28 protein-coding genes and 2 pseudogenes are annotated in these 26,281 nt (G+C 68.8%); 15 read left to right on the top strand and 15 right to left on the bottom strand.

The genetic code is table 11. The features are described from left to right. Positions 1 to 210 precede the first annotated feature (210 nt). Together G9272_RS01300 and G9272_RS46070 are read left to right on the top strand one after the other, a co-directional pair. Positions 211 to 474, top strand: coding sequence for a hypothetical protein (locus G9272_RS01300; RefSeq protein ID WP_253267649.1), 264 nt, complete (start codon positions 211 to 213; stop codon positions 472 to 474). 63 nt (positions 475 to 537) lie between these two features. Continuing rightward, entirely contained in the window at positions 538 to 720 is a 183-nt protein-coding gene (locus G9272_RS46070; protein ID WP_367398581.1) for an STAS domain-containing protein, read from the top strand. 154 nt (positions 721 to 874) lie between these two features. On the opposite strand, the gene G9272_RS01310 is transcribed toward G9272_RS46070, so the two are convergent. Beyond that, entirely contained in the window at positions 875 to 1,372 is a 498-nt protein-coding gene (locus G9272_RS01310) for a hypothetical protein (protein WP_171394783.1), read from the bottom strand. A gap of 502 nt (positions 1,373 to 1,874) precedes the next feature. Beyond that, positions 1,875 to 2,231: an ANTAR domain-containing protein gene (locus G9272_RS01315; RefSeq protein WP_171394784.1), complete on the bottom strand. Its 357-nt coding sequence runs from the start codon at positions 2,229 to 2,231 to the stop codon at positions 1,875 to 1,877. A 170-nt stretch (positions 2,232 to 2,401) separates the two neighbouring features. On the opposite strand from G9272_RS01315, the gene G9272_RS01320 reads away from it, so the two are divergent. The 4 genes from G9272_RS01320 to G9272_RS01335 all read left to right on the top strand — a co-directional run bounded on the left by G9272_RS01320 (position 2,402) and on the right by G9272_RS01335 (position 6,592). Continuing rightward, positions 2,402 to 3,163, top strand: coding sequence for a ZIP family metal transporter (locus G9272_RS01320; RefSeq protein ID WP_171394785.1), 762 nt, complete (start codon positions 2,402 to 2,404; stop codon positions 3,161 to 3,163). Positions 3,164 to 4,286: 1,123 nt separating this feature from the next. Next, positions 4,287 to 4,760: a hypothetical protein gene (locus G9272_RS01325; protein WP_171394786.1), complete on the top strand. Its 474-nt coding sequence runs from the start codon at positions 4,287 to 4,289 to the stop codon at positions 4,758 to 4,760. 260 nt (positions 4,761 to 5,020) lie between these two features. Further along, positions 5,021 to 6,331, top strand: a complete 1,311-nt coding sequence (locus G9272_RS01330; protein ID WP_171394787.1) for a hypothetical protein — start codon at positions 5,021 to 5,023, stop codon at positions 6,329 to 6,331. Positions 6,332 to 6,427: 96 nt separating this feature from the next. Continuing rightward, positions 6,428 to 6,592 (top strand): hypothetical protein, encoded by a 165-nt coding sequence (locus G9272_RS01335; protein WP_171394788.1) that lies wholly within the window; start codon positions 6,428 to 6,430, stop codon positions 6,590 to 6,592. 23 nt (positions 6,593 to 6,615) lie between these two features. On the opposite strand, the gene G9272_RS01340 is transcribed toward G9272_RS01335, so the two are convergent. From G9272_RS01340 to G9272_RS01350, 3 genes are all read right to left on the bottom strand, one after another. Then, on the bottom strand, positions 6,616 to 6,840 hold the full coding sequence (locus tag G9272_RS01340; protein WP_253267650.1) for a hypothetical protein: 225 nt from the start codon (positions 6,838 to 6,840) through the stop codon (positions 6,616 to 6,618). 1,042 nt (positions 6,841 to 7,882) lie between these two features. Continuing rightward, on the bottom strand, positions 7,883 to 8,995 hold the full coding sequence (locus G9272_RS01345; protein ID WP_171394789.1) for an alkene reductase: 1,113 nt from the start codon (positions 8,993 to 8,995) through the stop codon (positions 7,883 to 7,885). Between the two features lie 503 nt (positions 8,996 to 9,498). After that, positions 9,499 to 10,845: an aldehyde dehydrogenase family protein gene (locus tag G9272_RS01350; RefSeq protein WP_171394790.1), complete on the bottom strand. Its 1,347-nt coding sequence runs from the start codon at positions 10,843 to 10,845 to the stop codon at positions 9,499 to 9,501. A 173-nt stretch (positions 10,846 to 11,018) separates the two neighbouring features. Here G9272_RS01350 and G9272_RS01355 point away from each other — a divergent pair, with 173 nt between their 5' ends. Further along, positions 11,019 to 11,942 (top strand): helix-turn-helix domain-containing protein, encoded by a 924-nt coding sequence (locus tag G9272_RS01355; RefSeq protein ID WP_171394791.1) that lies wholly within the window; start codon positions 11,019 to 11,021, stop codon positions 11,940 to 11,942. A 425-nt stretch (positions 11,943 to 12,367) separates the two neighbouring features. Here the strand turns inward: G9272_RS01355 and G9272_RS01360 are convergent, their stop codons facing one another. Both G9272_RS01360 and G9272_RS01365 read right to left on the bottom strand, forming a co-directional pair. Next, positions 12,368 to 13,201 carry an alpha/beta hydrolase gene (locus G9272_RS01360; protein WP_253268152.1) on the bottom strand — a complete coding sequence of 278 codons (834 nt, stop codon included), beginning with the start codon at positions 13,199 to 13,201 and terminating at the stop codon, positions 12,368 to 12,370. A gap of 193 nt (positions 13,202 to 13,394) precedes the next feature. Continuing rightward, positions 13,395 to 13,724 (bottom strand): nitronate monooxygenase, encoded by a 330-nt coding sequence (locus G9272_RS01365; RefSeq protein WP_171394793.1) that lies wholly within the window; start codon positions 13,722 to 13,724, stop codon positions 13,395 to 13,397. Here G9272_RS01365 and G9272_RS44975 point away from each other — a divergent pair. Beyond that, a complete protein-coding gene (locus G9272_RS44975) occupies positions 13,605 to 13,883 on the top strand; it encodes a hypothetical protein (protein ID WP_253268293.1) in 279 nt (92 codons plus the stop codon). The two genes, G9272_RS01365 and G9272_RS44975, sit on opposite strands and share 120 nt — an antisense overlap. A 16-nt stretch (positions 13,884 to 13,899) precedes the next feature. On the opposite strand, the pseudogene G9272_RS44980 reads toward G9272_RS44975, so the two are convergent. Together G9272_RS44980 and G9272_RS01375 are read right to left on the bottom strand one after the other, a co-directional pair. Continuing rightward, positions 13,900 to 14,469: pseudogene (locus G9272_RS44980) on the bottom strand (class I SAM-dependent methyltransferase); the annotation flags it as partial. A 963-nt stretch (positions 14,470 to 15,432) separates the two neighbouring features. Continuing rightward, positions 15,433 to 15,921: an ATP-binding protein gene (locus G9272_RS01375; RefSeq protein ID WP_171394795.1), complete on the bottom strand. Its 489-nt coding sequence runs from the start codon at positions 15,919 to 15,921 to the stop codon at positions 15,433 to 15,435. Positions 15,922 to 16,080: 159 nt separating this feature from the next. Between G9272_RS01375 and G9272_RS01380 the strand changes: the two genes are divergently transcribed. Next, positions 16,081 to 16,449, top strand: a complete 369-nt coding sequence (locus tag G9272_RS01380) for an STAS domain-containing protein (RefSeq protein WP_171394796.1) — start codon at positions 16,081 to 16,083, stop codon at positions 16,447 to 16,449. A gap of 5 nt (positions 16,450 to 16,454) precedes the next feature. Here the strand turns inward: G9272_RS01380 and G9272_RS01385 are convergent, their stop codons facing one another. The 3 genes from G9272_RS01385 to G9272_RS01395 all read right to left on the bottom strand — a co-directional run bounded on the left by G9272_RS01385 (position 16,455) and on the right by G9272_RS01395 (position 18,100). After that, entirely contained in the window at positions 16,455 to 16,754 is a 300-nt protein-coding gene (locus G9272_RS01385) for an ANTAR domain-containing protein (protein WP_171401774.1), read from the bottom strand. Between the two features lie 209 nt (positions 16,755 to 16,963). Further along, positions 16,964 to 17,395 (bottom strand): cupin domain-containing protein, encoded by a 432-nt coding sequence (locus tag G9272_RS01390; protein WP_171394797.1) that lies wholly within the window; start codon positions 17,393 to 17,395, stop codon positions 16,964 to 16,966. Between the two features lie 390 nt (positions 17,396 to 17,785). Beyond that, a complete protein-coding gene (locus G9272_RS01395) occupies positions 17,786 to 18,100 on the bottom strand; it encodes a hypothetical protein (RefSeq protein ID WP_171394798.1) in 315 nt (104 codons plus the stop codon). Between the two features lie 488 nt (positions 18,101 to 18,588). Here G9272_RS01395 and G9272_RS01400 point away from each other — a divergent pair, with 488 nt between their 5' ends. Further along, positions 18,589 to 19,125 (top strand): hypothetical protein, encoded by a 537-nt coding sequence (locus G9272_RS01400; RefSeq protein ID WP_253267652.1) that lies wholly within the window; start codon positions 18,589 to 18,591, stop codon positions 19,123 to 19,125. 318 nt (positions 19,126 to 19,443) lie between these two features. Here G9272_RS01400 and G9272_RS01405 read toward each other — a convergent pair whose 3' ends face one another. Further along, positions 19,444 to 19,647 (bottom strand): DUF6417 family protein, encoded by a 204-nt coding sequence (locus G9272_RS01405; protein ID WP_253267653.1) that lies wholly within the window; start codon positions 19,645 to 19,647, stop codon positions 19,444 to 19,446. A gap of 104 nt (positions 19,648 to 19,751) precedes the next feature. Next, on the bottom strand, positions 19,752 to 20,102 hold the full coding sequence (locus tag G9272_RS01410; RefSeq protein WP_253267654.1) for a hypothetical protein: 351 nt from the start codon (positions 20,100 to 20,102) through the stop codon (positions 19,752 to 19,754). A gap of 750 nt (positions 20,103 to 20,852) precedes the next feature. On the opposite strand from G9272_RS01410, the pseudogene G9272_RS44985 reads away from it, so the two are divergent. Next, positions 20,853 to 21,026: pseudogene (locus G9272_RS44985) on the top strand (DUF6192 family protein); the annotation flags it as partial. A gap of 75 nt (positions 21,027 to 21,101) precedes the next feature. On the opposite strand, the gene G9272_RS01415 reads toward G9272_RS44985, so the two are convergent. Continuing rightward, positions 21,102 to 22,148 (bottom strand): LacI family DNA-binding transcriptional regulator, encoded by a 1,047-nt coding sequence (locus G9272_RS01415; protein ID WP_171394800.1) that lies wholly within the window; start codon positions 22,146 to 22,148, stop codon positions 21,102 to 21,104. 107 nt (positions 22,149 to 22,255) lie between these two features. Here G9272_RS01415 and G9272_RS01420 point away from each other — a divergent pair, with 107 nt between their 5' ends. The 4 genes from G9272_RS01420 to G9272_RS01435 are packed head-to-tail and all read left to right on the top strand — an operon-like array spanning position 22,256 to position 26,276. Continuing rightward, a complete protein-coding gene (locus tag G9272_RS01420; RefSeq protein ID WP_171394801.1) occupies positions 22,256 to 23,434 on the top strand; it encodes a phytanoyl-CoA dioxygenase family protein in 1,179 nt (392 codons plus the stop codon). 16 nt (positions 23,435 to 23,450) lie between these two features. Further along, positions 23,451 to 24,227: an SDR family oxidoreductase gene (locus G9272_RS01425; protein ID WP_171394802.1), complete on the top strand. Its 777-nt coding sequence runs from the start codon at positions 23,451 to 23,453 to the stop codon at positions 24,225 to 24,227. Between the two features lie 28 nt (positions 24,228 to 24,255). Beyond that, positions 24,256 to 25,260 (top strand): Gfo/Idh/MocA family protein, encoded by a 1,005-nt coding sequence (locus G9272_RS01430; RefSeq protein ID WP_171394803.1) that lies wholly within the window; start codon positions 24,256 to 24,258, stop codon positions 25,258 to 25,260. Next, on the top strand, positions 25,257 to 26,276 hold the full coding sequence (locus G9272_RS01435; protein ID WP_171394804.1) for a Gfo/Idh/MocA family protein: 1,020 nt from the start codon (positions 25,257 to 25,259) through the stop codon (positions 26,274 to 26,276). Before G9272_RS01430 ends, G9272_RS01435 begins: the two co-directional genes overlap by 4 nt. Positions 26,277 to 26,281: the final 5 nt, after the last annotated feature.

A 26,281-nucleotide genomic window follows, 5' to 3' on the forward strand; every position in this document is an offset into this window, starting at 1 on the left:
GGACCGCCTCGCTCACGGCTGGGGCAAGGTTGCCCGATCACCGGACGGTCCCGACGGGCGGCGCATCTGAGTAGCGGTGCTCATGTGCAGTGCCTGCCACTTCAGCATGCTGGACGGCATGCGATTAACGGGATGTCACCAGCAGTCGGAATGGTGGTGGGTATGAGGTCCGGGGGTGAGCCATCGACCGGCGAGCAAGTTGGGGTCAGCGTGGCATTTCTCGTCATCGACCTGATGCTTATCGCCTATTTGGTGTTCATCCGCTACGGGATGACGGGCTGGGCCGACGCCTACGACAGCGGCAATCCGCCCGATGCGCCTAGGGAGGCGCTGCGGGGAATGTGGCTCCTCGTCGGAGGCGCAGTCGTTACGGGTGGTGGTCTCGTTGTCCTGGGATGGCGTATTCCAGGTGTTGTGCAACTGATTGTCCTGGGCGTCGGAGCTGGGTTGCTCGCCTTCGCCGCCCGTGGATAGCGCGAGTCCGCCAAGCAATAGGGGTCGTCGATCAGCCCCGCGATCGACGCCTCCGGCCGGCCGATCCCGCCTTGCCACTCCAGCGGCGTCCACTTCCTCGTCTACGCCCACCGTGCCGCGCAGGAGAGCGACGGCTGGCTTCGCCTGGCAAGCGTTCCCTCAGCCGTGCAGCGGCTGCTGCACATCGTCGGCCTCGATGAGCTCCCCGCGACGTATGCCACGCTCCAGGCCGCCCTCCCCGCCTGAACAGACCGGAGTCGCCATGCCCGGCCTCCTGCTCGGTCGGGTGGAGAAAGGACGGGATCGGCGAACTTCTGCGGGTGCTGGCGCGTAGTGCCGTGCATGAAGAACGTGTTTCCGAACCTCGGGGCAGTGACCATCTGGGCGGGTCAGCACATGATCAAGCACGGATGCTGTAGTTGCGAGTGGTTATCTTGAATTCTTTTCCCTCTGTCGAGATGTTCTTCAACCTGATCCCTGCGAAGATCTCTTCATTTTGGTCGGGGTTGTCTTTGTCCACTGCTGTGCGGGGCAGGGTGAACGTCACCGTCTTCTTCACGGTTGTTTGCCCCGGACCGGGACGGATCGTTTGGACCTTGGTGGCGATGTGGTCACTCGAGACGGGGTCGTCGTCCCAGAGCTTGATTGTGGCCTGCCACTCGTAATTGTGACTGAGCTCTGCGGTGTTAAAGGCGCAGGTGTACGTGACTTTGAAGGTCCACTGGTTCCCAGAGCGGCTGTATTCGAGGTTGGCCCTCGTCAGTGCAGTGGTCGGCCGGACCGCTGAGGGTGTGGTCGAAGTGCTTTCAACGGTCGCGGCTGAAGCGGGCACTGCAGCCACGAGACCACCCATGCCCAGTGCCGCCGAGGTGAGCACCGCTATGAGTTGATTGCGCATGTGAAACTCCCCAAGGTCGTCCTGTGCTCTACCTGGCGTGCTGCACGCCAGGCCCACCAACCTGACACTTGGGCGTGACCGCACCACCAGCCCGGGTCAAGTAACGACGCAGGATGGCCGTTTCAGATCCGACCCTCAAAATCAATCCTTCATGGGGCACTACATCCCTGCAATAGGACCTGTTGGTGATTACATTTCGCTGAAGGCGCCCCACGGAAGTTCAGCCCGAGCTGTGTGACCTGTGCTGGGACCGTGATCGCGGACAGGACGGAGCACTACGCATTCGTGCGGGACTCCTCAGCAATCTACTGGCATGACCCGAGGCTGAACGGCGGACGCATAGTTCTCGGGTGCTCGCCCGAGCACCTGGAACAGCTCGTTGAACAGTACAGACACCGGCCGTTCCTCAAGGAGGAACTGTGGGTGGGGAAGGTTGCCCGGGCGATGTTCTGTCATGCCGGGGAGGTCAGCGAGGAGGAGCTGGTGGTGAACCCTGACCGCCCTATCCGGGCAGATCCCGGAGGCCCTCGCGGTCCGAGTGCCACTGCACGGCCACGTCCAACTCCCGGGCCACCGGCTCCGGCAGCGGCTGCTGCCCCAGCGCCCAGCCGATCACCGCCTCCGCGATCGTGTGCAGCTTGATGTTGGTGTGCTGGGAGACCTCGCGCAGCACCTCGAACCCTACGGCCGGCGGGATCCGGTGAGTCGCGATGAGGACACCGAGGGCCTGGTCGACCGTCGCATGGGAGCCGATCGCTCGCCGCAGCTGCGCGTTCTCCTGCTCCAGGCAGGCGGCCGCCGTGGCGTTGCGCATGCCGTCGTCGGGCAGGTGCCGCGGTACACGGGACGAGGTGGTCATGGCCGGGTCTCCATACAGGCGTGATGTTTCCCGTACGCCTGCCCCGGACCCCAGCGGCAAGACACGCCCAGCGCGGGTAAGAAGATCACATGGACCGTGGGCGGGCTCTTCGCGTGTATGCGGCGCTGGTCGCCCGTTGATCCACATGCTCAGCGGGTAGATGGGTCGTCATGGCTGAAGTGGTGGAAGCTGGACTGTGGGGGCTGGTGGCGGGCTCGGCACTGCTGCTCGGTGCCGCGCTGGGATACGGGCTGAGAGTGCCGCAGAAGGTGATCGCGACCGTGATGGCCTTCGGGGCCGGGGTGCTGATCTCGGCGGTGTCCTTCGAACTGGTCGGGGAGGCGTACGAGGAGGCGGGGCTTACTCCCGCGGTCGTCGGCACCCTCATCGGCGCCATCGCCTACACCGGCGGCAATGTGTGGCTGGCCCGCCGGGGTGCCCGCCACCGCAAGCGCTCCGGTCACGCCCGAGCGCAGGCGCAGCCCTCGGAGGCCGAGCAGGGCGGATCCGGGACGGCGCTCGCGCTCGGCGCCCTCCTCGACGGGGTACCGGAATCCGCGGTGATCGGCGTCAGCCTCCTCGACGGCGGCGCGGTCAGTCTGGTGACGGTCGCCGCGGTGTTCATCAGCAACGTCCCCGAGGGGCTGTCCAGTTCGGCGGGGATGAAGAAGGCCGGCCGCACCAAGGCGTACGTCTTCGGTGTCTGGGCGGCGATCGCCGCCGCCAGCACCGTATCGGCCGTCCTCGGATACACGGTGGTCGGTTCCTTCTCCCCCGCCGTGATCGCCGCAGTGACCGCGGTGGCGGCCGGAGCCATCCTCGCCATGGTCGCCGACACGATGATCCCCGAAGCGTTCGACGACGCCCACCTGGCCATCGGACTGATCACCGTCAGCGGCTTCCTCGTCTCCTTCGCCCTCTCCCACACCTGACCACAGCGACCGGGAGCGGTAACCATCCCGCGGTGCCGCGAGCACGACCTCAAAGCCCACAGCCCCCGACCAGCGCGTTCCTGAGCCCCTCGGGGCGGAGGGAGGTCTACTCCTCGTAGTCGTGCCCGATCAGGGTGGCGAACAGCGCCTCGTAACGATTTTGACGGCACGGCAGCCGAGTGGAGAAGCGCCGGGGCTGGCCGCTGACGGGCTCGCGCAGCTTGCGGCGCTCGGTGTCGACTGGGCCCGAACGCCACCCTCTGGCCTACCTGCTGGCCGTGCGCGGAACGAAGGCCGAGGCGTACCTGCTCCGTGTTGCCGAGCAGCACCAGCGCATGGGGTACGGGCAGATGGCGTACCGCAAGGAGAAGGCGTCCCGGTGGATCGCGGGCGTCTACGCGCCCAGCTACCACACCCAGCTCGCCATGGCCGCGCTCGAAGGCATCCCGCCCGAGGCGATCCACGCCCACGGCTGGCCTGGCTGGCTGCTGCTGGCCGTGCCGGACCACACCCTCTTCACCCTCCCGTGGACGACCACGGGGGCGGTGCAGGCACTGGAGATCACAGGAGGTCCGGTGGACCGCAGGAAATTTCTGATCACCACATCCGTCACCCTGGGCACCACCGTGGCGCAATGGTCCGCCGCCGCCCCAGCGGGAGCGGCCCCCACCGCGGGCAGCGAGATCGGCACGGACGTCCCCGACCACTTCGAGCGTCGCCTCGACAGCCTGCGCCGGCTCGACGACACCGTCGGCTCCGGCGATGTCTATGACGCGGCCCGCACCGAACTCCGCATGATCAGGGCCACGCTCAAGAACGCGTCCTTCGGCGAAGGTGTCGAGCGCCGTCTGTTCGCCGCGGCGGCCGAAGCATCCCGCAGCGCGGGCTGGACGGCCTACGACAGCGGGAAGACGGCCGCCGCCGAACGCCACTACTCCACCGCCCTGCGGGCCGCAGCCAGCGCCGACGATCCCGTGGTCGCAGCGAACACCCTCGCCTTCTGGGCCATCCAGCACTACTCCACCGGCGACCCCCGCGGCGCGGTCGACCTCGTCGAAGCCGCCCTGTCCCAGGCACCGAAGACCGGCTCAGCCCGCATGACCTCCATGCTCCACGCCCGGGCTTGCAGGGCCCACGCCCGAGCCGGCGACACCCGAGCCGCCGACCGGTCCGCAACGCAGCCCTTCACGCCTACGAGCACGCCGCTCCCATCGACGACGATCTCCCCTGCGTCTACTGGTACAACCTCGGTGAAGCCCACCAGCTCATCGGGAGCTCCGCCCTCAACCTGGGCAACCCCAAACAGTCCGTCGTCCACTTCCTCGAAGCCTCCGCCGCCCACACCAGCCAGGAGGCGTACAACGGCGACGCCTTCCCCCGCGGCCACGCCATCTACCTGGCCCGGCTCGCCGAAGCCCACCTCAGCCTGGGCGACGTCGACGCCGCCGTGGCCACCGCCCACGACGCCGTCGACCGGATGGGCGGCGTCACCTCCGCCCGCGGCACCAGCACGCTGGAAGACCTGCGCAAGAAACTCGCCCGCCGCCGCGGCATCCCCGCCGTCGCCGACTTCCTGGACTACACCGACACCGAGTGAGGCGACGGTGTGCACCATCACGCCGAAGAACGTAGCTGCCTGCTGCCGTGATTGCGCCCTGACCTGAGGTTTCCACTCAGATTCGGTCTCCTCCACCAGGACGGCCTGGAGCCGCTTCTGCGGGGCGTCAGCGAGTCCGTGGGGCCTGGCGTGCATCCCGCACGCGATCTTCCTGCGGGCCCAATGTCAGTGCGGGTCACTACAGTTGCTCCGCCGGCCGCGCCCGTGCGGCCGGATCCGTTCTCGAAGGAGCTCTTGAGGTGCGTTTACAGAGACGTGCGGCGGGTGTCGCGCTGGTCCTGGCGGCCGCGTCGTTCAATCTGCTCGGTGTCCCCGGCACGGCATTGGCACAGCCCCAGGGCGGCATCGTCCTGCCCGTGCGGTCGCACTGGCAGACCCTCGCCGACAGCCGCCATGTGTACGTCAGCGCGCCCGGCGACGACGCGGTGCTGGCCACCGACCACGACGGGCAGGTCGTGAAGAAGGTGGAGGGTCTCGACGGGGCGCGAGGCATGGCCGAGTCGGCCGACGAGTCCACCCTGTACGTGGCGCTCCCGGACGCTGACGCGATCTCCGTCATCGACACCGCGACCCTGACCGAGACGCGGCGCATCTCAACCGGCGCCGACACCGAACCGGAGAGCCTCGCCCTCGCCGGCGGCCGGCTGTTCTTCGGCTACCGGGCCACCGTCTTCGACGCCGGCATCGGATCGGTCGCCATCGCCGAGGCAACCCCAACCGTCAGCCTCGACGACAACCCCGTCTGGTACGGCAAGCCGCGACTCGCCTCGTCGCCGGGCGCGCCCGACCGGCTCGTCGCCGCGGAGAGCCAGGGCGCGCTGGGCATGCGCGTGTACGACGTGGGCTCCGGCACGCTTCAGGAGACCGCCTACAGCGAAGCCGTCGGCGATGTCGAGGACGTGGCGGTGACGCCGGACGGCAGCAGTGTGATCACGGCGAACGGCGGCAACTACTACCACCAGCGGTGGCGCCTGTCGGACCTGACGGAGGAGACCCAGTACGACACCGGCGCCTACCCCAACTCCATCGCTGTCGACTCCCACGGCACGGTCGCCGCGGGAATCGTGGCGGGAGGGGAGTGGGACGTCTACATCTACCGCCCGGGAGAGACCGCCGCGTACCGCACGGTCGCGTTGTCGCCGGGGTACGCGGATCTGCTCGACCGAGGCGTGGCCTGGGCGCCCGACGGCAACAGGCTGTTCACCACCCGCTTCCCCTACTCGGGCGAGGTCGTTCTCGACATCATCACCGACGTCGCCAAGGCATCCAGCACGATCACTCTGTCCGCCCCGCCGACGAACCCCGTCGGCACGCCGGTCACCGTGGAGGGGAACCTGACCTCGCTGGTCCCGTTCCCCGAGCAGGGAGCGGTCACGGTGACGCGCAACGGTGTGGAGCTGCCGGATGTGAAGGTCGGGCAGGACGGCACCTTCAGCTTCCATGACACCCCGCCCGACTGGAACACGTATCCCCAGTACACGGTCACCTATGCGGGCGACGCCCGGCATGTGCCCGGCGAGGCGACCGTCATGGTCGAGTTCGTCAGCTGACCAGGCCGGGCAGTTTGCCTGAGCCCGTCAGCGCGGTGTGGGGCCGGTGTCCCCGGAGGACACCGGCCCCACACCGCGCCGGCGTACCGGATGTCGTTGGGCCAACGGAATCGGATCCGCGCCCAGGCCGGAGACCCGCCGCGGGAACTCAACCCGCTGAACATGCTGCACACCGTGCGGATCGAAGCCGGGCGGCGGCACCTGGACCGGGACATTGTGGCGGCACCCTGGGCGGAGGAGCGGGAGCCCGGCCGCCGGTAGGACACACTGCACCGGTTGTCGACCTAGCCGGTCAGGCGGCAGGTCTTCCAGCTGCGGCCGTCGCGGACCAACGCCCCGCGCTCCTCCAGGTTGGCCAGGTGATAGGCCACCGACGCCGGGCTGCGCAACCCGATCTCCCGCGCCATCTGCCGCACGGACAGTGCCTCACCGCGGTCCTGGATGGAACGGCGGATCGCACGGGGGATCTCCTCCTCGCGCGCCGTCAGGTGTTCCGGCCGCCGGTTCACTGCTGCCGCTCCAGCACGCGGCCAGGCCCTGACCCGTCCGCATTCGTCTGCCTGGGCAGCCAGGTCGGCCCGTGCGCCGTCTGCCAGCGCAAGACACACAAGTACGGCCACGGCGGCAGTCCCCTCTGCCACTGGTGCATGGCAACGGCCCTGAAAGGATGGGGCCGACCGTCCGCCACACCAGCACCCGCGCCTGACCAGTCAGCACGCCTGGCGCCGCGGGCCGGACCGTCCGGGAGTGCACCCCCAACGCCACGGCCGTCCGATGGAAGAGATCTCCGGTGACGTGGCGCCTGTCCCAACCGATGCTGACCACCTCGACCACCGACCCCGCCCTGCCGCCCGGCTGGGCCGCAGAGCCGAAGTTATGGATGGGGTTTCGTTTTGTCCGTTGTCCACTGCGGGCATGGCTCAGGGCTCTCCGGCGTGAAGGGCCCTGGACCGGTGGTGGCGTCGGTTGGGGAGCCGTTAACGAGCGGCGAATCAGGTGCCAAGTAACTCGTGAACCGCCTCCGAGGTCGCCGCCGCAAAAATTCCAGCTGAACGGCGAAGCCCAGCCTGGTGGCGCCGCCTTTGTTCCGTACCCAGCCCGCCTCGTCGCAGGACAGGGTGAAGTGGTCCACCACCCCGTCCAGATCCAGATCCCGCCCCACCGACAGCCCCATTCGTCACCCCCGTTCCCAGCGTTCGGGCTGGACGGTATGGGCGCCGGTGTACAGCGGGGACGGATATCGGCGAAGGACTCCCTCACGGAAGGGGACCTGATAGATGGGCCGCCGCCGGAAAACTGTCATAGGCGTCAGCTGTGGCCGAAGGCCGCCGCGGTGGCCACGCACGAGAGCGATGTGCTCGCCGAGGTCACCGAACGCAGGCTGCTAACCAGGAACTTGCGGACCGTCAACGCCCTGACGGACCCGACGGTCCTCGAGCCGGTGATCGCCGGTGTGACCGCGGGCTCAAAGGGGGCGGGCACAGTGTCGCCGGTCGGGCGCCTGTCCATGTGTGAGTGGGGCTGCCGCATGGACAGGCGTGACCGTGGGCCTCAAGCCGCTTTGAGGAAGGGGTAGTCGGTGTACCCCTCGGCGCCCGGCCCGTAGAACAGTTCCGGCCGCGGCTCGTTCTCCGGGTGGCCACCCTGCCAGCGCTCGACCAGGTCGGGGTTGGCGATGAGGGCCCGGCCCACGACCACGGCGTCGGCGTGGTCGGCCTCGATCTGCTGGAGCGCCTCCTCGCGGGTGGTCTGCCCCCCGAAGGGGCCGCTGTTGACGATCAGCTTGCCGTCGAAGCGCCGCCGCAGATCCTGTACAAGGTCGCCGCCCGGCTCGGCGTGCAGTACGGAGAGGTAGGCCAGGCCCAGCGGGCGCAGTTGGTCCATCAGGGTGCCGTAGGTGGCCAGGACGTCGTCCCGGTCGGTCTCGAAGACGTCCCCGAGGTCGACCTCCGGCGAGATCCGCAGCCCGACCCGCTCGGCACCGACGGCCTGGGCGACCGCCGTGACGACCTCGACGACGAAGCGGGCGCGGTTCTGCGGCGAGCCGCCATATCCATCGGTGCGCTGGTTGGCCGCCGGGGAGAGGAACTCCTGGAGCAGGTAGCCGTTGGCGCCGTGGATTTCCACGCCGTCCACTCCCGCCTCGATGGCCCGGCGGGCCGCGGCGACGAAGTCCTCCAGGGCTGCCCGGATCTCTGCGGTGGTCATCGCTTCCGGTACGGGGTAGGGCTGCTCGCCCTTCTCGGTGAACGTCTTATTGTCGATGGCGATCGCGCTGGGGGCGAGGATGCGGCGACCGCCGTTGATGTCGGGGTGGGTGCCGCGGCCGGCGTGCATGATCTGCAGGACGATGCGGCCGCCCTCGGCGTGCACCGCCTCGAACACCCGCTGCCAGCCGGCCGCCTGCTCGTCGGTGGCGATGCCCGGCTCACCGACATACCCCTGCGACGCGTGGTCGGGGTAGGTGCCCTCGGTGATGATCATTCCGACGCTCGCCCGCTGCCGGTAGTACTCGACCATCAGGTCCCCGGGAATGCCGGAGGAACCGGCCCGGACCCGGGTTATCGGTGCCATGACGATGCGGTTGGCGAGCTCGATCTTCCCGAGGGAGACGGGGGAGAATAGCGACGGAACGGGTGAAACTTCTGAAATGTTGACAGTCATGGGTTTCTTTCTTTCTGCAATACGGAGGGAAACGGGATGAAGGTCTGCGACGCAGGGCGTCCAGGCTGTCCCGGCGGAGGCGCGGATGCGGTTCTCGGGCAGGCGCGGGCCCGCTGACGGTGACGCGGTTCCATGACCGCGATCGGGGTGTGGGTGGTGTTGGCGGCGAACGCGGTGAGAGCCGCATACCGTCGGCGTCGACGCCGGTCAAGCGCAACTGCCCGCCGAAGTACGGGTGTTCGTTCCTTGCGCACGATCAGCAGTAAGCCAGGTGACGAAGTCATGGGTGCCGCCGCCGGACCCGGTACGGATCGGTGTCTGGAGGCCGCGCCGCGACCGGCTCCCTCGTCGCGCCCCCGCGAAGAGGACCGATACACGGCTTCACCTGGAACGCGCTTCCGGCGGTGGCGGGAACAGCGATCTCAGCGATCCTCGTTCGCACTGGCGAGGCGCTTCCGCCGGCCGATCGCCCATCGGACAGCCCGCTTCACGAAGGCGCGGGCTTAGCTGAGCGGCACGTCCGCGACAGCCTTGAGGTGGCTGAACGTCTCGAGGGAGTACCGGCCGTGGTACCGGCCCATGCCGCTTTCGCCGACGCCACCGAAAGGCAGGCCGGGCATGAGCAGTTGCATCACCGGCTGGCCCCAGGCGACGCCGCCGGAGGACGTCTCCTTCACGAGGCGCGACTTGGTGGCCTCGGAGTCGGTGAAGGCGTAGAGCGCGAGGGGCTTTTCGCGTTCGTTGATGAAGGCGATGGCGGCATCGAGGTCTTCGACTTCGACGACGGCGAGGATCGGACCGAAGATCTCCTCCTGCATGACCGGCGATGCGGGGTCGACATCGGTGAGCACCGTCGGTGCGATGAACAGGTCGTCACGGTCGTGCTGGCCTCCCACCGCCGCCCGGCCGGAGTCCAGCAGAGCGGTGAGCCGGTCGAAGTGCCGCTCGTTGATGATCCGGCCGAAGTCGGCTGAGGTCTGCGGAGTGGTACCGAACTGAGCTTCGACCGCCACGCGGAGGGCGGGAACCAGTGCGGCAGTGGTGGCAGGATCGGCCAGAACGTAGTCGGGGGCTATGCACTGCTGCCCCGCGTTGCCGAACTTGGCGCCGACCAGCCGCTTCGCGGTCTCGTCCACGTCGGCGTCGGGCGCCACGAAGACCGGCGACTTGCCCCCGAGTTCAAGCGTGACCGGGGTGAGGTTCTTGGCCGCTGCTGCCATGACGATCCGGCCGACCGTGCCATTGCCCGTGTAGAAGATCTGGTCGAAACGCTGCGCCAGCAGGGCCGTGGTCTCCTCGGCACCCCCCTCGACCACGGTGAGCACATCGGCGTCGAAGTACTCACGCAGCAGGCGTGAAGCCACCGCCGATGTGTGCACCGACATCTCGCTCGGCTTGGCCACCACGGTGTTCCCGGCGGCCAGCGCGCCGATGATCGGGTCGATGAGAAGGTGCAGCGGGAAATTCCACGGAGCGATCACCAGGACGACCCCGAGCGGGTCGTACGTGGTGTAGGCCGTGGTCGTGGGACCGAAGTGGGCAGGAACCTCCACCGGCCGAGGCTCAAGCCAGCTCTCGAGATTCGCCAGCGTCTCGTCGATGTCGGCGACGGTGAAGTCGATCTCCTGCATCTTCGCCTCGGCGGCGTTCTTCCTCAGATCCGCCCAGAGCGCTTCGATCAGCTCCTGCTCGTTCTCGACCAGCAGGGCCCGCAGCCGCTGCAGCTGGCTGACGCGCCAGTCCAGTGGGCGGGTGACGCCGGTGTTGAACGTCGCACGAAGGCGGCCCACCACCTCCGCAGCCGTTTCCGTCCGGTGCGTCCTCGACTCGATCCCCTGTGTTGCGCTCATGGGATGTACTCCGTTCTTGATGCACGCCACGCCCCGGCCGCCTTCCGGCCGGACACGGTGACCAGCGTCCCGGAGGGGCCGGCATCCACCCAGGCCACGGCATTGCGTACGTGCGCTGTGCCTACCACTGGTTGGGTCAGGCTGGCGTGCGTGCGACCGTGGATACTCGAGGCATGGACGAATACCCCGAACCGGTGCACGAGCCCGCCGCCGGCGCGCTGGACCCGCGTGCCGAGCTCAGCGAGTTCCTGCGCACCCGGCGGGCCCGGCTGAAGCCGGAGGACGTGGGGCTGCCGGACTTCGGACGGTACCGGCGGGTGCCGGGGCTGCGCCGCGAGGAGCTGGCGCAGCTGGCCGGGGTGTCCGTGGCGTACTACACGCGGCTGGAACAGGGCAACGGGCGGCACGTGTCGGCGGAGGTCCTCGACGCCATCGCCCGCGCGCTCAGGCTGAGCGACGCCGAGCACGCCCACCTCACGCACCTGGCGAAGCCGAAGCAGCAGAAGAAGAAGCCGGCCGGCCGCGCCCAGCAGGTGCGAGGTCCCCTGCGGACGCTGCTGGACACCATGGACGGCGTTCCGGCGATCCTCGTGGGGCGGCGCTCGGACATCCTCGTCTGGAACCGGATGGCCGCGGCGGTCTTCGGCGACTGGGCCGAGCTGCCGGCTAGGGAGCAGAACTGGGCGCGGCTGGTGTTCCTGAGGCCCGAGTACCGCGACCTGTTCGTGCACTGGGAGCACAAAGCCAGCGACGTCGTCTCTCAACTGCGCATGGACGCCGGCTCCCATCCGGACGACCCCCGGCTGTCCGCGCTGGTGGGCGAACTCTCCGTGAAGAGCGAGGAATTCAGGCGGCTGTGGGCCACCCACGACGTCAAGGAGAAGTGCCACGGCACCCAGCGCCTGCACCACCCGCTCGTCGGCGAACTCGACCTCCGCCTCGAGTCGTTCCACCAGGCCGACGCCCGCGAGCAGATGTTGGTGACCTACCACGCCGAACCGAACTCCCCGTCGGCGGAGGCTCTGCGACTGCTGGCCAGCTGGGGCGCGGATGCGACCCGGGTGGGAACGGGCACGTCGTCGGCACGCACGGCTTGATGACTCCCCTTGATCATCGGTAGTCGGTTGCGCTCCACGCACAGCGTCCTTTCGCACGCCAGACGCCTCCGGGGGTGTCGGATTCAGGACGGCCCGGGTGGCGCGGGCGTGCTGCGGTTGGGCAGCGGAGAACGGTGCCGCCACTGCGCAGGGCGTCGTTTTCGAGGACCTGCTGGCGGATGGCCTCCTCGTACAGAGCGAGGGTGCGGCGCAGGTCGGTGTTCTCCTTCCCTAGCCGGCTCAGGTTGGCAGGCCCTCCGGCGATGGTGCCTCCAGGACAGCGGGCGATGCAATGCATTCGCCACCCGGTGATCGACATGACGCTGGACGATAGTCCGTGGACAGCTCAACAGCGCATAACCGAAGCACGATAGGTGTCACCAAGGCAGCGTGTTGACACAAGGACTGTCGGCCCCTGTCAGCGGTCAGGCGGTGAGTGCCGTGCGCAGGGTGGTGGCCATCAGATCGATGGCTTCCTTCCCGGCCGGTACCGGGCCGGTGTGGGTGAAGTAGTGGTCGACACCCTCGAAGCAACGGTGGGTGACCGGAACGCCGGCAGCTTCCAGGGCCTTGGCGTACGCATCGCCCTCCTCGCGCAGGCGATCGTTCTCCGCGGTGATGACCAGGGCGGGCGGCAGCCCGGCTAGGTCGTCGGCCAATCCGGGCGACACCAGCGGATGGGCCAGGTCGGCGGGATCGGAGACGTAGGCGGCGGTGAAGACCCGCATGAGCTGAGGGGTAAGCAGGGGCTTGACGATGGGTGACTGCTTGGTGGCCGGGTCGGCGAGCTGGTCGAGCGGTGCCGAGTCGATGATCTGGAGGCGGGGCGTGAAGGTGCCGCGGTCCCGAGCGGTGCGGCAGACCGCGGCGGTCAGGTTGGCCCCGGCGCTATGTCCGCCCACGGCGAGTCGCGAACCGTCCCAGTTGTTGGCGGTGCCGCTCTCGGCCACCCAGGCCGTGACGTCGTACGCCTGGGTGACGGGTACCGGGTACGGCCGCTGCGGGGCAACAGCGTAGTCCACGTTGATCACCACGCAGTCGGCCGTGGCGGCTATGTAGCGGCAGATGTGGTCGTCCTGCTGGGGGCGGGCGACCACGAAACCGCCGCCGTGGAAGTTGACGTACACGGGGGCAGGGGCTGCGACGGCCGACGGGCGGTAGACGGTGCACGTCACCAGTCCGGCGCCGGTCTCCACCCGGATGGATTCCGTGCGCTTCGGGATGTCGGTGAAGCGCAGATCCTTGTGCACGCGGCTCATCATTCGGCCGAGCAACAGCTGAACCCCTCTGGCCTGGATTCTGGGCCTGAATGACATGACTGGACCCCATCGCTACAAACTTAAAGTATCAGGATTCCTGATAATGGAGGCTCGTCGCTGATCACGCAAGGGGCGACCGCGAGCCGACTGCCGAAAGGGGGATGGACTCCAGGGGTAGCGCCCCGCCTGTCCGTCAGGGCCCCGTGTGGCTCCAAGCCCACCTGGCTGCATCCGGCGGAGGCAGCCAAGGCCGCAGCAGCGCCTGAGCCCCGGTCGGGTCCGCTCTCCTGGTGCGCAGCAGAACAGTGCCGACCATGGCAGCCACCGCGCCAGCGCGCAGCACGGCCGTCGCATCGGCGGCGGTGGCGATCCCGCCCGCGGCGATGACGGGCAGGGCGACGGCGTGGCGGACCTCATAACGGTCACCGACGGCAGCAGCTTCCTCACCGAACGGACCTACGGCCCGCTGGTGGCCCCGAACCAGGGGCATGCCCTGATGACGTCCTTCGTCCTGCGCCAGCACGACTACCGCCCGGTCGCCGCATGCCCGGCGGAGGCGGGGCTGGAGGACTGCCGCTCGCCCATCTGCTATCCGCAGCGCGTCCGGAACGTCTGCCGCAGCATCGACCAGCGATACGGCCTACCTGGCAGTCCGAGCCCCCGACTCTTCTGCAGGCTGTAGTCGTAGCCCAGACTTCGAACCCGGCGCGTCGCAACAGTCCTGCGATCTCGTCCGGTTGCTGCCGGTACCAGTCGACGCAGATCGCTTTGCCGAACGCCTCGGCGCGGTGACCCTGGCCGTCACCGACCTGGAAGACGAGCATTAACTGCCCGCCCGGTGCGAGGACCCGGTGGAACTCGAGGAACACTTCCGTTCGTCGTTCCCATGGGATGTGGATGATCGAGTAGTAAGCGAGCAACCCGCCAACGGACGCCTGCGGTAGATCCAGGGCCAGCATCGATCCCACCTCGAAACGGAGCTCCGGGTAGGTGCGGCGGGCCACGGCGATCATCTCGGGCGACAGATCGATACCGAACGCGTTCAGTCCCAAACGGTGCAGGGCCGCCGTGACCTGGCCGGGTCCGCATCCCACATCGGCGACAGGACCATTTCCGCCTGCCTGCGTCAGCTCGGCAAAGGCGACCAGCAGGGCACGGTCGAGTGGCTTGGCGTCCAGGTCAGAGTCCACCTTTTCGGCGTACTCCACGGCCATGACGTCATAGGAGGCTCGGGTCGCGGCGAGGAAGCGTTCGTCGGGCATGAGCATGAAGATTAGGCGGCGCGGTGTCGCCCTGCACCCTGGTCAGGTAGCGACCGCCAACGATGGTGAGGTGCAGGTGATCTCGGCAAGCTGTCCGCAGTGGTGAGCTTCCGCAGCACTCAAGATCGCCAACCGTTGCCTGCAGTGCTGACCAGCCGCTGCTGCTTCACATGAACGACGCCAGGGCGACCTCTGGTGATGCCGCCCAGGGGGTTCGGTGCGCGGGTGCTGCTGTCGGCGTGGATATCGGGTCGGTCACAGGAACGAACGACCGCATTGACGAAACCTCCGGGCAAGAACGACTCAGGCATCCCTCCACCCTGTCTTATCGCTACCTCTCACGCTCATAGCTTGTCCCGACGATTGATCCGCCCCGAGTCAGCCCGCCAGATGACCTACTCCGCAGGCTCCCTGCAGAAAATTCTCGTGCCCGACATCTTCGACGGCATGGACGTAGACCGCGTACGACGTCTTCGCCGATCGGACCTCGGCATACCTCACACCGAGGCGCTCGGGTGAGCCGACCGGCCCGAGGAACTGCTCAACCGAACGACCCCGCCTCAAGGCCCCGATGATGAAGGGCTCCACCAAGTAGCGCATCGGGGCACAGTACGACCCAGCCACGACAGCTGACCAGCTTGACGATCTATAGGAGCTTCAACACCTGTGTGGCTCTCCTTGGAGTATCCGGTTCGGGGCGGGTGTTGATCTGGGTCCTCACGGGTGCCTGGCCGTGACAGTTTCCTTAGAAGCAGCACCCGGCCGACCCGGAGACCAACAGTCAGCGCCTCTCCGGCCGGAGCCCGGATCTGCTCGGCAGCATTCCCCGGCCGTACGAAATTCCGGCCAACCCGGCTGCGCGGCCACCGTCCTGACTGCCGGCCAACGACCACCGGCACCTTCGACGAACCCGACATCTCTCACGTAGGCAGCGTCCCTGGCTCCGGCAATGTCCGGGCCCGGTGCTCGTCAGGCTGAGGGCGCTGGGGCCGCTGCCGGGGTGTCGAGCAGGGGGATGCGGGCCGTGATGCGCTTGCCGACCGGCTGCTGCTCGACGACGAGGTCCTTGGCGACAGCTTTGACGATCTCCAGGCCGTGCTGGCCGATCCGGTCGGGATCCGCGGCCCGGGCCGCGGGCACCGTGGGGTCGCTGTCCCACACCACGACGTCCACGGCACGGGTGCTGATCCGCAGTTCCACCAGGACCGGGCCGGGGGCGTATTTGCAGGCGTTGGTGACCAGCTCGCTGACCACCAGCTGGGTCAGGTCCCTCGTGCGGGCGGGCACCGACAGGGGATAGTCGGCTGCGGCCTGGTCGAGGAAGGCGAGGGCGTGCCGGCGGGCGTCGGCGATGCAGCCGTCGTCACCCCCGAGGGCGTAGCCGGCGCGGATCAGGTACTCATCCGGCGCCGGAGGGCCGTCGCCGCCGTTATGGGATGCCTCTGGCGTCGCCCTCATTCACCATTCACGAGCGCGCCACTACCCCCGATCCCGTCCTGCATGTCTGAGGCATGTCATTCGCCACGGCCGTCTGCGTGTATGGGGTTCAGGCGGTGGGGCAGAATCGTCCGTGCACGCCCTGTCCTGGGGGCAGGCCCAAGCGCATTCGAGAAGACGGTGAGCAACATCGAGCAAACGGACCGGCCCGACCGGTTCTCCGTCGCACACCGAACGGTCGACGGCGTGCGCGTCGTGACCGTGCAGGGCGAGATCGACCACGACGTCCAAGAGCTGCTCAGCGCAGCCCTGCTGTCCGCGGACAGCGCGGCACAGGCGTCGCGGATCGTGGTGGACCTCAGCAGGGTGACCTTCATGGACTCCAGCGGCATCAACGTCTTCATCCTCGCCCACCAGGCCGTCAGTGCCGCCGAGGGATGGCTGCGTCTCGCCGCCGCCCAGACACCCGTGCTGCATGTCCTGCGACTGGTCGGCATCGACACATTCATCACCTGCCACCCCACCCTCGAGCAGGCCCTCGAACCCTGACCGCCCTACTGCGGCCGGCCCGGGACGTCGTCCTGACCCGAGCGGCACTGCACGGCCTGGCCCAGCTCCCGCTCCACCGTCTCCGGCAGTGACTGCCCCAGCGCCCAGCCGATCACCATCTCGGCGACCGTGTGCAGCTTGACGTTGGTGTGCTGGGAGACCTCACGCAGCACCTCGAACCCGGCGGCCGACGCAATCCGGTGGACCGCGACGAGGACACCGATCGCCTGGTCGACCACCGCATGGGAGTTGACGGCCTGCCGTAGCTGGGCATTCTCTTGTTCCAGACGGGCCAGCGCCCTCAGCCGGAGGAATCACGGACCCGCCAGTCCCTCAGCTCCTTGACCGGCGGCCTCAGCGGGATCGGCGGCGCCGGCGCTGCCTCCTGAGCAGTCACCCTGCGTGTGAAGAGGCCCCCGCCAGAATCTGGCGGGGGCCTCTCGACCGGTGTCCCGTCATGCTTCGCGCCGGTGCGGGACCGGGGCCGTCCCAGGAAGGGGGTGCCGCTTGTGGCTCAGCCCGCCCCCACCGCCACAGGGCCGACCCGGTCCTCCAGCCACGCCGGCAGGTCCAGCAGCCGGACCCCCTCCTGTTCGTTCGGGTCGGTCCGCGCCACCAGGCACACCATCTCCTGCGTGCCGCTGTTCACCGGCATGTGCGGGACGTCCGCCGGGATGTGGATGTAGTCGCCCGCGCGCAGCACCACATGCTCGGCAAGCCCTTCCCCGTGCCACACCTCGACCTGTCCGGACTGGATGAAAATGGCCGATTCGTGACCCTCATGCAGGTGAGGCCGGCCCCGGCTGCCCGCGGCCATCACCAGCCGGTGCAGACACAACCGCTCCGCCCCCGCCGACTGCGCGCTGATGCCCGCCCCGAAGACACCGCCCTGAGCTCCCTCGTAATGCCCGGTCCGAACCACCGAGCACCGCTTCTGATCTGCCATAAACGCAGTACAACAGCGCGAACAAGACCGTTCGAGTGGTTCACGCCAGCCCCCATCCCACCGCATGCCGGCGAATCACGCGGCGCAGAGGAGTGCCCACTCGGCCGACGTCACCGAAAGGGAAGGGAACATAGAAGGTGTTCACCTGCCGCCGTCGGCGGTCGCGACGGACAGGACGACCTTGCGCAGTACCGGGCCCGAACGGGTCTGTGACAACCCCCAGGTGGAAACGGTGATGGTCGAGGGTGCGGAGCACTGAAGCTGGAGGCCTTTCTCCCGAACAGCCGTTCCATGCAAGGGAGCTCACCGCTGAACGGCTCGCTGCACTCGCAGCTCCCGGACTGGACTGGGCGAGGGCGTGAGCCTCCAAGGCAGGCGTGAACCTGGCCCTCAGGCCGTGGGTACCTGCTCTGCGGAGTGGGTGCTCCGCCACAGTCGCACCAGGGCGTCCTCTCCTCCCCGGACCACGCCCTCGCCGGCGGCCCTGGCTTCGCAGTGAGGTGCTGGGTTGGCGTGCCGCAGGAACCACAGGTCGTACGCGCTGTGGGTCTCGTGGACCAGGTGGAGGCGCCAGTCGCACTCGTAGCAGGTCAGCGGTGCGGGCCGCTTGGTCTTGTAGATGCTCGCCCTGTCGCGGCCGCAGCCGAGGTCAGCCTGGGTGACGTCGATGCGCCCCCGCTCTCCGTGGACCCCGACGAACACCATCACTGTCTCCTTCGCTCGGTGGCGGAACCTTGTCCACAGCGGACGTTAGGGATCAGGTCTGACATGGCATCCCCCGATCAGAGCAGCACAATGCGCCAGGCGGGGCCCAAGCGTCCCTCCCCCGCCGCACCCAGCAGGCGCTGGAAAGTCACCGCCGACAAGCTCCAGGCACTGGTGACGCTCGGTCTGGAGTTAGTGAGCGGCCGGGTGACGGGCGAGCCGCTTCGGCGCGGTGAGCGTCGAACGGTTCGTCACATAGTCTCCGCACGCTGGCTGCTTCCGTCTGGGGGCGCAGCCGGGCAGACGGTGCGGGGATGGCGCCGTTGGGGATGCGCCGCTCCTGCACTGATGGAACAGGGCCGTAGCCCCGCCCTCCGCATCAAGGGTGACGGCTACAGCTCGGCCTGCGGAAGCTTCCACCTGGCCGCCACCCTCTCGAGCCGGAAACTAAAGTTGTCGATATGGATCTCGGTAACTATAGTTGTCGCATGGCTTCGATTGAGATCACCTCCGAAGAGCGGGCCGAGCTGGGGAAGGCCCTTACTGATGCCCTCAACCCGCTCGCGGCGGCCATTCGCTCCCGCGAGTCGGAGCTGTCCGAGGCCCGCATGTGGGAGGCAGACCCGGTTGATGTGACTCTGTCCGTCCTCGCCGCCTGGAAGGCGGTGGACACGGAGATCAAGCGGCTGACGGCGATCGCCGCGGCGACAGCCGGCTCCTACGGCGCGAGCTACGAGCAGATGGGTGCGGTCTGGGGCATCACCCGGCAGGGCGCGCGCAAGAAGTGGCCCGACGCGGTCCCCCGCCCCTCGACCGCACCAGCGCGGACAGGCACAGCGCTCCAACTCTTCGGCGGCACAGCCGAACTGGCGCAGGACCCGTCGTCCCGCGGCTGGACCTGGTCGGGCAAGGGCGCGGACGAAACGCGCGGCGCCGCCGAGGACGACACCTGGTACGCGACGAAGGAAGAGGCCGCCGCTCATGCCGGAGCCTTCCTGCGAGAGCATGCCGCCGACCCGTCGTAGTACTCCAGTGCGGCTCCGTGATCTATCCGGCGTCGGCGTGGGACGCCTCTGTCCGCCTCATGCGGGAGTTGGGATGGAAACATGGACTGTGTTACTCGTTACCCATGTTTCTGTGACTCTCAGCTGCATCGTCCATTTATGCCAGTGGCGTCATGTTGACGGCTGAAGGGATCTCACAGCCCTTGCAGCAGCTGGATTTCACCGGATCTCGCCAGCCTGGTCCGGGGCGGATCGTCACCCGAAAGTGAGTAACAGCGTGCGCCCTCACGGCAGCCGGGCATGGGGGCAGAAGCTGTGCCGGCCGCGGCCGGCACCTCGTCAGCTCTTCGACGGGATGCGCGCGCCGATCTCGCGCGCCAGGCGGCCCGCCTCCTGCGCGGCCGCCCCGCCTTCCTCTGCGGCTGTGCGCACTTGGATCAGCTCGTACGCCTCGTCCAGCGTCAGCAGGCGCAACCGCTCGGTGTCGTGCTCCATGGGCGCAAAGTCGATCTCATCGAGGTCAAGGTGTTCGTATCCGTCCATGATCAGGGCAACGTCACACACCGTTGACAGGACACGGCAGGAACGTCTGCGGCCCCGGCCTGCGTAGGTATCGCCCACCCACTCCGGGGCCGCGTACTCGGCATCTATTGGTAGGCCTGGTTCAGCGCCCAGATCGCCCAGACAATCACGGCCAGCGACAGCACAACGGCCGTCGTGCCGAGTGCGACTCCCGCCCGCGCCCGCGAGGGAATCGCCTCCTGCTGGCCCCGCGCCCTGCGCAGCGCGGCAAGGCCGCAGGCGACCGCACCGATCCCCGCGGGCACAATGAAGTACACGGGAAAGAAGCGGAACCAGGGCGGGACCCAGGCAGGCAGAAACGGGCACACCATCATCGCGACGGCGGCAGCGCCCAGCACAAACGATGTCGTGCCCCGCTGCCGCTGCCGCACCCTCAGCTGTTCACTCGACCCGACTGTCTGCTCAACGGAACTCATGCTCCGGAGGTTAGGCAGCGGGCACCGTGCTCCGCTTGGGCGCGAGCACCTAGATCGTCCTGAGTAGCCCGGCCCCGCCCAAACCTGCCGCCCGGCTGAGCCGCGGAGCCGAAGTTGTGGGACAGAAGCCATGCGACGGCGCCACGAGGACACATTCCTCAAAAAGGCCGCCCAAGCCGCGGACTACACAGCAGGCCTGGACCACATCACCCGCATCCGGCAGGCCGCCGTCCCTCCCCGGCGCCAGATCCCGCGGCCCAAACCCAACAGCCGGCCGAACCTCCCGCTCCCCCTCCATGACGCCTGTTCTGTGACAGCAAGACCTTGAGCGGCTGCCACCAGACTGAGCCCCCGATACACCGCCGTGCACGGGGGCTCAGGAGCGCCGCCCTCCCGTATTCCTCGCGCCGGCAGCCGCTCGGGCGGCCCTCGTCTCCGAACCCCGCACCCAGGCAATTCGGAACTGCTCAACGAGCGGATTGGTGATCCTCGCCAACCGCCTCTCCAGGGCAACCCGGCAGCCGTCCACCACTCGGTTGGCGCACCCCGACGGATCCCCTTGCTGAGCGTTGCTGCCCCTCTGCGACCGCGGGGCCCGCCGCGCCTCCCGGACCCCCGCGGGAGACCACGCGGCTTGGCCGGGTGCAGCTGGTGCGGGCCGCGGGCGCCCCTCTGATATCGACGCGTCGTCCTTGAAGGCGGCGGGAGGTCGCGGCGACGGTGACCGGCGACCTGCTGCGCCGTCCGGCCGTGATCGCCCAGGTCAAGCCCGCCGACAAGGTCAGGGCGGTCGAGGAGCTGTCCCGCGAGGACGAGGTCGCCGCCGCGATCGCCCCGGACATCCTGCGGCGCCCCGCCGTCGTCGCAAAGGTCAAGGCTGCCGACAAGGTGAAGGGCGTCGAGGAGCTGACACGGGACGAGAGCGTCGCCGCTGAAGTGACCACCGGTCTGCTGCGCCGCCCGGCCGTCGCGTACACCCGAGCGAAGCCTCGCAGCGCTTCAGTCGACGATCGGCACGGTCGGAGCACCTGGCGGCATGTTGAACGGCGTGACCACCTGGATCGCCGAGGGAAGCGAGGGGCCGTCGTCGGGGAGTGCCTTGTGGGCGCGCATGATGACCTGGCAGGCGCGGCGCATGTCCTGGCGCAGGTCATGGTGGAGGACCGCGGACAAGCGGCGCTCGCGCAGCAGGCGGGTGTTGTCGTGGTCGAGGTCGTGCGCGATGAACACCTCGCACTCCCGTCCGAGCGCGTCGAAGGCGTCGAGGGTGGCGAGGTTGCCCCCGCCCGCGGAGTAGACAGCGATGATGTCCTCGTCCCGCTTGAGCGCCTCCAGCACGAGATCGTGCTGGGTGGCGTCCAGTCCGTCGCTGTCGGTGACCTCCACCAGGGATCGCCTGGGATCGGCGAGACGCATCGCGCTGCGGAAGCCCATCTCGCGTTCCTCCTCCCCGCGGAAAGAGCCCCGGCTGATGGTGGTGAGCACGTTGCCGGCCCGCTTGCCCAGCCACTGTCCGAGGAGGTAGGCGGCGGTGGCGCCAGCCGCGCGGTTGTCGATGCCGACGTACGCCAGACGGGCGCTGTGGGGCAGGTCGGTCACCAGGGTGACGACGGGGATGCCGGCCGCGACGAGCCGGCCGACCGCGGCGGTGATCTCTGGCTCGTCGGGAGCTTTGAGGATCACGCCCTGCGTGCCACGCTTGGCGATCTTGTCCAGGGTTCCGATCAGTTCCTCGGGAGGGCAGGATTCCCGGAAGTGGAAGCGTGAGCGCACGAGAGCGGGATGCAGGGAGGGCAGCTCGGCTTCGAGCGCGTCCCGCACCGCGGTGGAGAACCGCTCCGGGGTCTGCATCACGATGTCGATCATGAAGGTGCGGCCGCCGAGCCGGACCTGGCTCTGCTGGCGGTCCAGGTCCTTGATGGCTTCGTGCACCTCCCTGATGGTGCTCTCCGTCACGTTGCCCCGGTCGTTGAGGACGCGGTCGACGGTGGCCGTGCTCAGTCCGGCCTGGCGAGCGATTTCCCTGATCGGGTAGGGGTGTCGCATGACTGATCCCAAGGATGATGATGGATTTTTGATGTACTGATAAGCATTGAATGATGTGTTCGGGTTCTCAAGACTGGCAGAAATGCACGGACTGCGAAAGGACCCGGATGTCTCCCACAGCCGCGGGAGCGCGGACTTGGCTGACCGAGGCGGACTGCGATCTCGACGCGTTCCGCTCACTGGTGGAGCAGCGCACCGACCTCGCCGATCACCCCTCGGCCGAGCGGGTGGAGCACAACGTCCCGCTCTACGACAGCGCACGGCTGCGCTCCCTGTCGGCCACCCCGCAGGGCCGCCGGAGCGTGCAGGACGAATTGATACGGGCCCTGCTCGACGGGCCCGGCATCGTGGTCCTCAAGCGCGCCTTCACCGACGCGGCCGTCGTGGACGCGACGTCCGAGGCCTTCCACGCGCTGATCGAGGAGGAGCGCGCCACCGGTGCGGCCCGCGGCGACCACTTCGCCGAGCCCGGCGCGAACGACCGCGTCTGGAACGCCCTGGACAAGGTGGCCGTACGGGCGCCGGAGGCGTTCGCCGACTACTACGCCAACGACATCCTGGAGCTGATCGCCGAGGCCTGGCTCGGCCCCGCCTACCAGGTGACCTCCCAGGTCAACGTGGTCAACCCAGGGGGCGCGGCGCAGAGCGTGCACCGCGACTACCACCTCGGCTTCCTCTCCCAGGAGCGCGCCGCCGCCTACCCAGCGCACGTCCACCGCCTCTCACCGGTGCTGACCCTCCAGGGCGCGGTGGCGCACTGCGACATGCCCGTCGAGTCCGGCCCGACGCTGTACCTGCCGCACTCGCAGAAGTTCGAGCCCGGCTATCTCGCCTGGCGACTGCCGCAGTTCGTCGAGTACTTCGACGCCCATCACGTCCAACTCCCGCTGGAGAAGGGCGACGCGGTCTTCTTCAACCCGGCGCTCTTCCACGCCGCCGGCCACAACCGTTCGGCCGACATCAGGCGCATGGCCAATCTGCTGCAGATCTCCTCCGCCTTCGGCCGCGCCATGGAGACGGTGGACCGCGAGGCGATGGCGAACGCGCTGTTCCCGGTGCTGTTGCGCCGCAAGGCCGAGGGCATGTCGCAGGACTGGCTGCGCCGCGTGGTGGCGGCCATCGCCGAGGGCTACCCCTTCCCCACCGACCTCGACCTCGACCCGCCGGTCGACGGTCTCGCCCCGCCCTCCCAGGCGGACACCCTCCGGCAGGCCGTCGTCGAGGGCTGGGCCCCGCAACGGCTGAGCCAGGAACTGCAGGCCGCCGCCAAGCGCCGCCGAAGCTGAAAAGGACACAGCACTCATGGGACTGCTTGAGACCCCTCTGCTCGAAAATCTGGTCGTCCTCGTCAACGGCGGCAGCCAGGGCGTCGGCGCGGGCATCGTACGGGCAGCCGTGCGGGAAGGCGCGAACGTCGTCTTCACCGGCCGCCGGGCCGATCTGGGCGAGAAGCTCGCCGCGGACACGGGTGCGCGCTTCGTGCAGACGGACCTCTCCGACCCGGCGCAGGCACGCGACAGCGCCGTACAGGCCATCGATGCTCACGGACGCGTCGACTGCCTGGTCAACGCGGCGGGGCTGACGTCGCGCGGCTCGCTCCTCGACACCACGCCGGAACTCTTCGACCAGCACATGGCGATCAATCTGCGCGCGCCGTTCTTCGCGATGCAGGCGGCGGTGGCCGACATGACGGCCCGCAAGGCGCCGGGCACCATCGTCAACATCATCTCCAACTGCGCGCACGGCGGTCCGCCCCACCTGGCGCCGTACTCGGCGGCCAAGGCCGGTCTGGGGGGCCTGACGCGCAACGCCGCCCACGCGCACCGCTGGGACCGCATCCGGATCAACGGCCTCAACATCGGGTGGACGGACACCGAGGGGGAGGACGCCACTCAGCGCGCCTTCCACGACGCGGGTGACGACTGGCGGGAGAAGGCCGCCCGGTCTCAGCCGATGGGCAAGCTCGGGCAGGTCGACGAGATCGCCGACTTCGTCGTCTTCCTGCTCTCCGACCGTAGCGGGGTGGTGACCGGCTCGGTCATCGACTGGGACCAGAACGTCTTCGGCGGCCAGGACTGAACCGCCCTCGGGCTGAAGGAGCAAGATCATGCGTATTGGCATCATGGGGCTGGGCCGGATCGGCAGCTTCCACACGGAAACCCTGTCCGGGCTGGACGCGGTGGACTCCCTGGTGGTCACCGACCCGGTGGCCGCAGCCGTCGCGACGGCTACCGAACGGTTCGGGGCCACCGCGGTGGACTCCCCCGAAGCGGTGCTCGCCGCCGGAGTCGACGGCGTCGTGATCGCCGCCGCGACCGATGCGCACCCCCGGCTCATCCTCGCCGCCGTGAAGGCGGGCATCCCCGTCTTCTGCGAAAAGCCCGTGGCCCGCGGCGTCGAGGAGAGCCTGGAGGTGCTGCGTGCGGTGGAGGGCAGCGGCGTCGAGGTGCACATCGGCTACAACAGACGCTTCGACGCGGGCTGTGTGGCCGCGCGCGAGGCCGTGGTGAGCGGTGAGCTCGGCGACCTGCACACCGTACGGTCCACCACTCTCGACCCCGCACCGCCGCCGCCCGCCTACGTGGCCGTCTCCGGCGGCATCTTCCGCGACTGTTCCGTGCACGACTTCGACATCGTGCGCTGGGTGACCGGCCGCGAGGTGGTCGAGGTGTACGCGACCGGCGGCAACCGCGGCGCGGACTACATCCGTGAGGCGGGCGACGTCGACACGGCGTCCACTTTGCTCACCCTCGACGACGGCGCGATCGCCGTCATCTCCAACTCCCGCCACAACGCCCGCGGTTACGACGTGCGCCTGGAACTGCACGGCATGAAGGACAGCATCGCGGTCGGCCTGGAGGACAAGCTGCCGCTGCGGTCGGTGGAGCCCGGGGCGACCTTCCCGGCCGGTACCCCGCACGACTTCTTCATGGACCGCTTCACCGCCGCCTACCGCGCCGAACTCACCGCGTTCACCGAGGTCGTCGCGGGCACCCGTACCTCCCCGTGCACGGTCGCGGACGCCATCGAGGCGAGCTGGATCGCCGAGGCGTGCACCCTGTCCCTCCATGAGCACCGGCCCGTACGACTCGACGAGGTGCGTAAGGGATGACGGACGAGCCCCTGCGGATCGGCGTCCTGGGCGCGGCCCGGATCGCCGAGCTGTCCATCGTCGGGCCGGCCCGCGCCGGCGGCCACCGCCTCGTCGCGGTGGCCGCCCGCGACCGGGACCGGGCCGAGGCCTTCGCCGCCACGCACGGTGTGGAACGGGTGGCCGGCTCCTACGCCCACCTTGTCGCCGACCCGGAGATCGAGGTCGTCTACAACCCGCTGGCCAACAGCCTGCACGGGCCGTGGAACCTGGCCGCCCTCCAGGCCGGCAAGCACGTCCTGACCGAGAAGCCGTCCGCGAGCAATACGGCGGAGGCGGCCGAGGTCCACGACGCCGCCGCCAAGGCGGGCACGGTGTTCATGGAGGGCTTCCACTACCTGTTCCACCCGGTCACCCTGCGCCTGCACGAACTGCTGGACAGCGGAACGCTGGGCGAACTCCGGCACGTGGAGACCATGGTCGCCATGCCCGCCCCGCCGGACAGCGACCTACGGTGGTCGCTCCCGCTCGCGGGCGGCGCGCTGATGGACCTCGGGTGCTACAGCCTGCACGCCCAGCGCATGCTCGCGCCCTGGGCGGGCGGGGCGCCCCGGCTCGTCGCCGCGCGCGGTGGTGAGAAGGCCGGGGCCCCGGGGGTCGACGAGTGGCTGGACGCCGATCTGGAGTTCCCGGGCGGTGCCACGGGCAGCGCCCGCTGCCACATGGCCCACGACACCTGGCAGATGAGCTGCCACGTCGTGGGCTCGCGCGGCGAAGCCACGGTGGTGAACTTCGTCCAGCCGCACCTGGACGACCGGGTCGTCGTGCGTACGGCCGCCGGGGAGCGCACCGAGGAGCTCGGCCGCCGGTCCTCGTACACCTACCAGCTGGAGGCCTTCGCCGCCCACCTGCGGCACGGCGCACCGCTGGCGCTCGACGCCGACGACGCGTTGACCACCATGCGGCTCATCGACACCTGCTACCGGGCGGCCGGGTTCCCGATCCGGCCGCGTACGGTCCTTCCGGCCCCTGCATGACGAAG

Origin of the sequence: Streptomyces asoensis (genome assembly GCF_013085465.1) — a bacterium.
Classification (GTDB): Bacteria; Actinomycetota; Actinomycetes; order Streptomycetales; family Streptomycetaceae; genus Streptomyces; species Streptomyces cacaoi_A.

Coding starts and splice junctions, on each gene's coding strand:
- G9272_RS01310 (WP_171394783.1), bottom strand. CDS start 1,372: ATGCGCAATCAACTCATAGCGGTGCTCACCTCGGCGGCACTGGGCATG.
- G9272_RS01315 (WP_171394784.1), bottom strand. CDS start 2,231: ATGACCACCTCGTCCCGTGTACCGCGGCACCTGCCCGACGACGGCATG.
- G9272_RS01320 (WP_171394785.1), top strand. CDS start 2,402: ATGGCTGAAGTGGTGGAAGCTGGACTGTGGGGGCTGGTGGCGGGCTCG.
- G9272_RS01345 (WP_171394789.1), bottom strand. CDS start 8,995: ATGACTGTCAACATTTCAGAAGTTTCACCCGTTCCGTCGCTATTCTCC.
- G9272_RS01350 (WP_171394790.1), bottom strand. CDS start 10,845: ATGAGCGCAACACAGGGGATCGAGTCGAGGACGCACCGGACGGAAACG.
- G9272_RS01355 (WP_171394791.1), top strand. CDS start 11,019: ATGGACGAATACCCCGAACCGGTGCACGAGCCCGCCGCCGGCGCGCTG.
- G9272_RS01360 (WP_253268152.1), bottom strand. CDS start 13,201: ATGAGCCGCGTGCACAAGGATCTGCGCTTCACCGACATCCCGAAGCGC.
- G9272_RS01375 (WP_171394795.1), bottom strand. CDS start 15,921: ATGAGGGCGACGCCAGAGGCATCCCATAACGGCGGCGACGGCCCTCCG.
- G9272_RS01390 (WP_171394797.1), bottom strand. CDS start 17,395: ATGGCAGATCAGAAGCGGTGCTCGGTGGTTCGGACCGGGCATTACGAG.
- G9272_RS01395 (WP_171394798.1), bottom strand. CDS start 18,100: ATGGTGTTCGTCGGGGTCCACGGAGAGCGGGGGCGCATCGACGTCACC.
- G9272_RS01400 (WP_253267652.1), top strand. CDS start 18,589: ATGGCTTCGATTGAGATCACCTCCGAAGAGCGGGCCGAGCTGGGGAAG.
- G9272_RS01405 (WP_253267653.1), bottom strand. CDS start 19,647: ATGGACGGATACGAACACCTTGACCTCGATGAGATCGACTTTGCGCCC.
- G9272_RS01410 (WP_253267654.1), bottom strand. CDS start 20,102: ATGAGTTCCGTTGAGCAGACAGTCGGGTCGAGTGAACAGCTGAGGGTG.
- G9272_RS01415 (WP_171394800.1), bottom strand. CDS start 22,148: ATGCGACACCCCTACCCGATCAGGGAAATCGCTCGCCAGGCCGGACTG.
- G9272_RS01420 (WP_171394801.1), top strand. CDS start 22,256: ATGTCTCCCACAGCCGCGGGAGCGCGGACTTGGCTGACCGAGGCGGAC.
- G9272_RS01425 (WP_171394802.1), top strand. CDS start 23,451: ATGGGACTGCTTGAGACCCCTCTGCTCGAAAATCTGGTCGTCCTCGTC.
- G9272_RS01430 (WP_171394803.1), top strand. CDS start 24,256: ATGCGTATTGGCATCATGGGGCTGGGCCGGATCGGCAGCTTCCACACG.
- G9272_RS01435 (WP_171394804.1), top strand. CDS start 25,257: ATGACGGACGAGCCCCTGCGGATCGGCGTCCTGGGCGCGGCCCGGATC.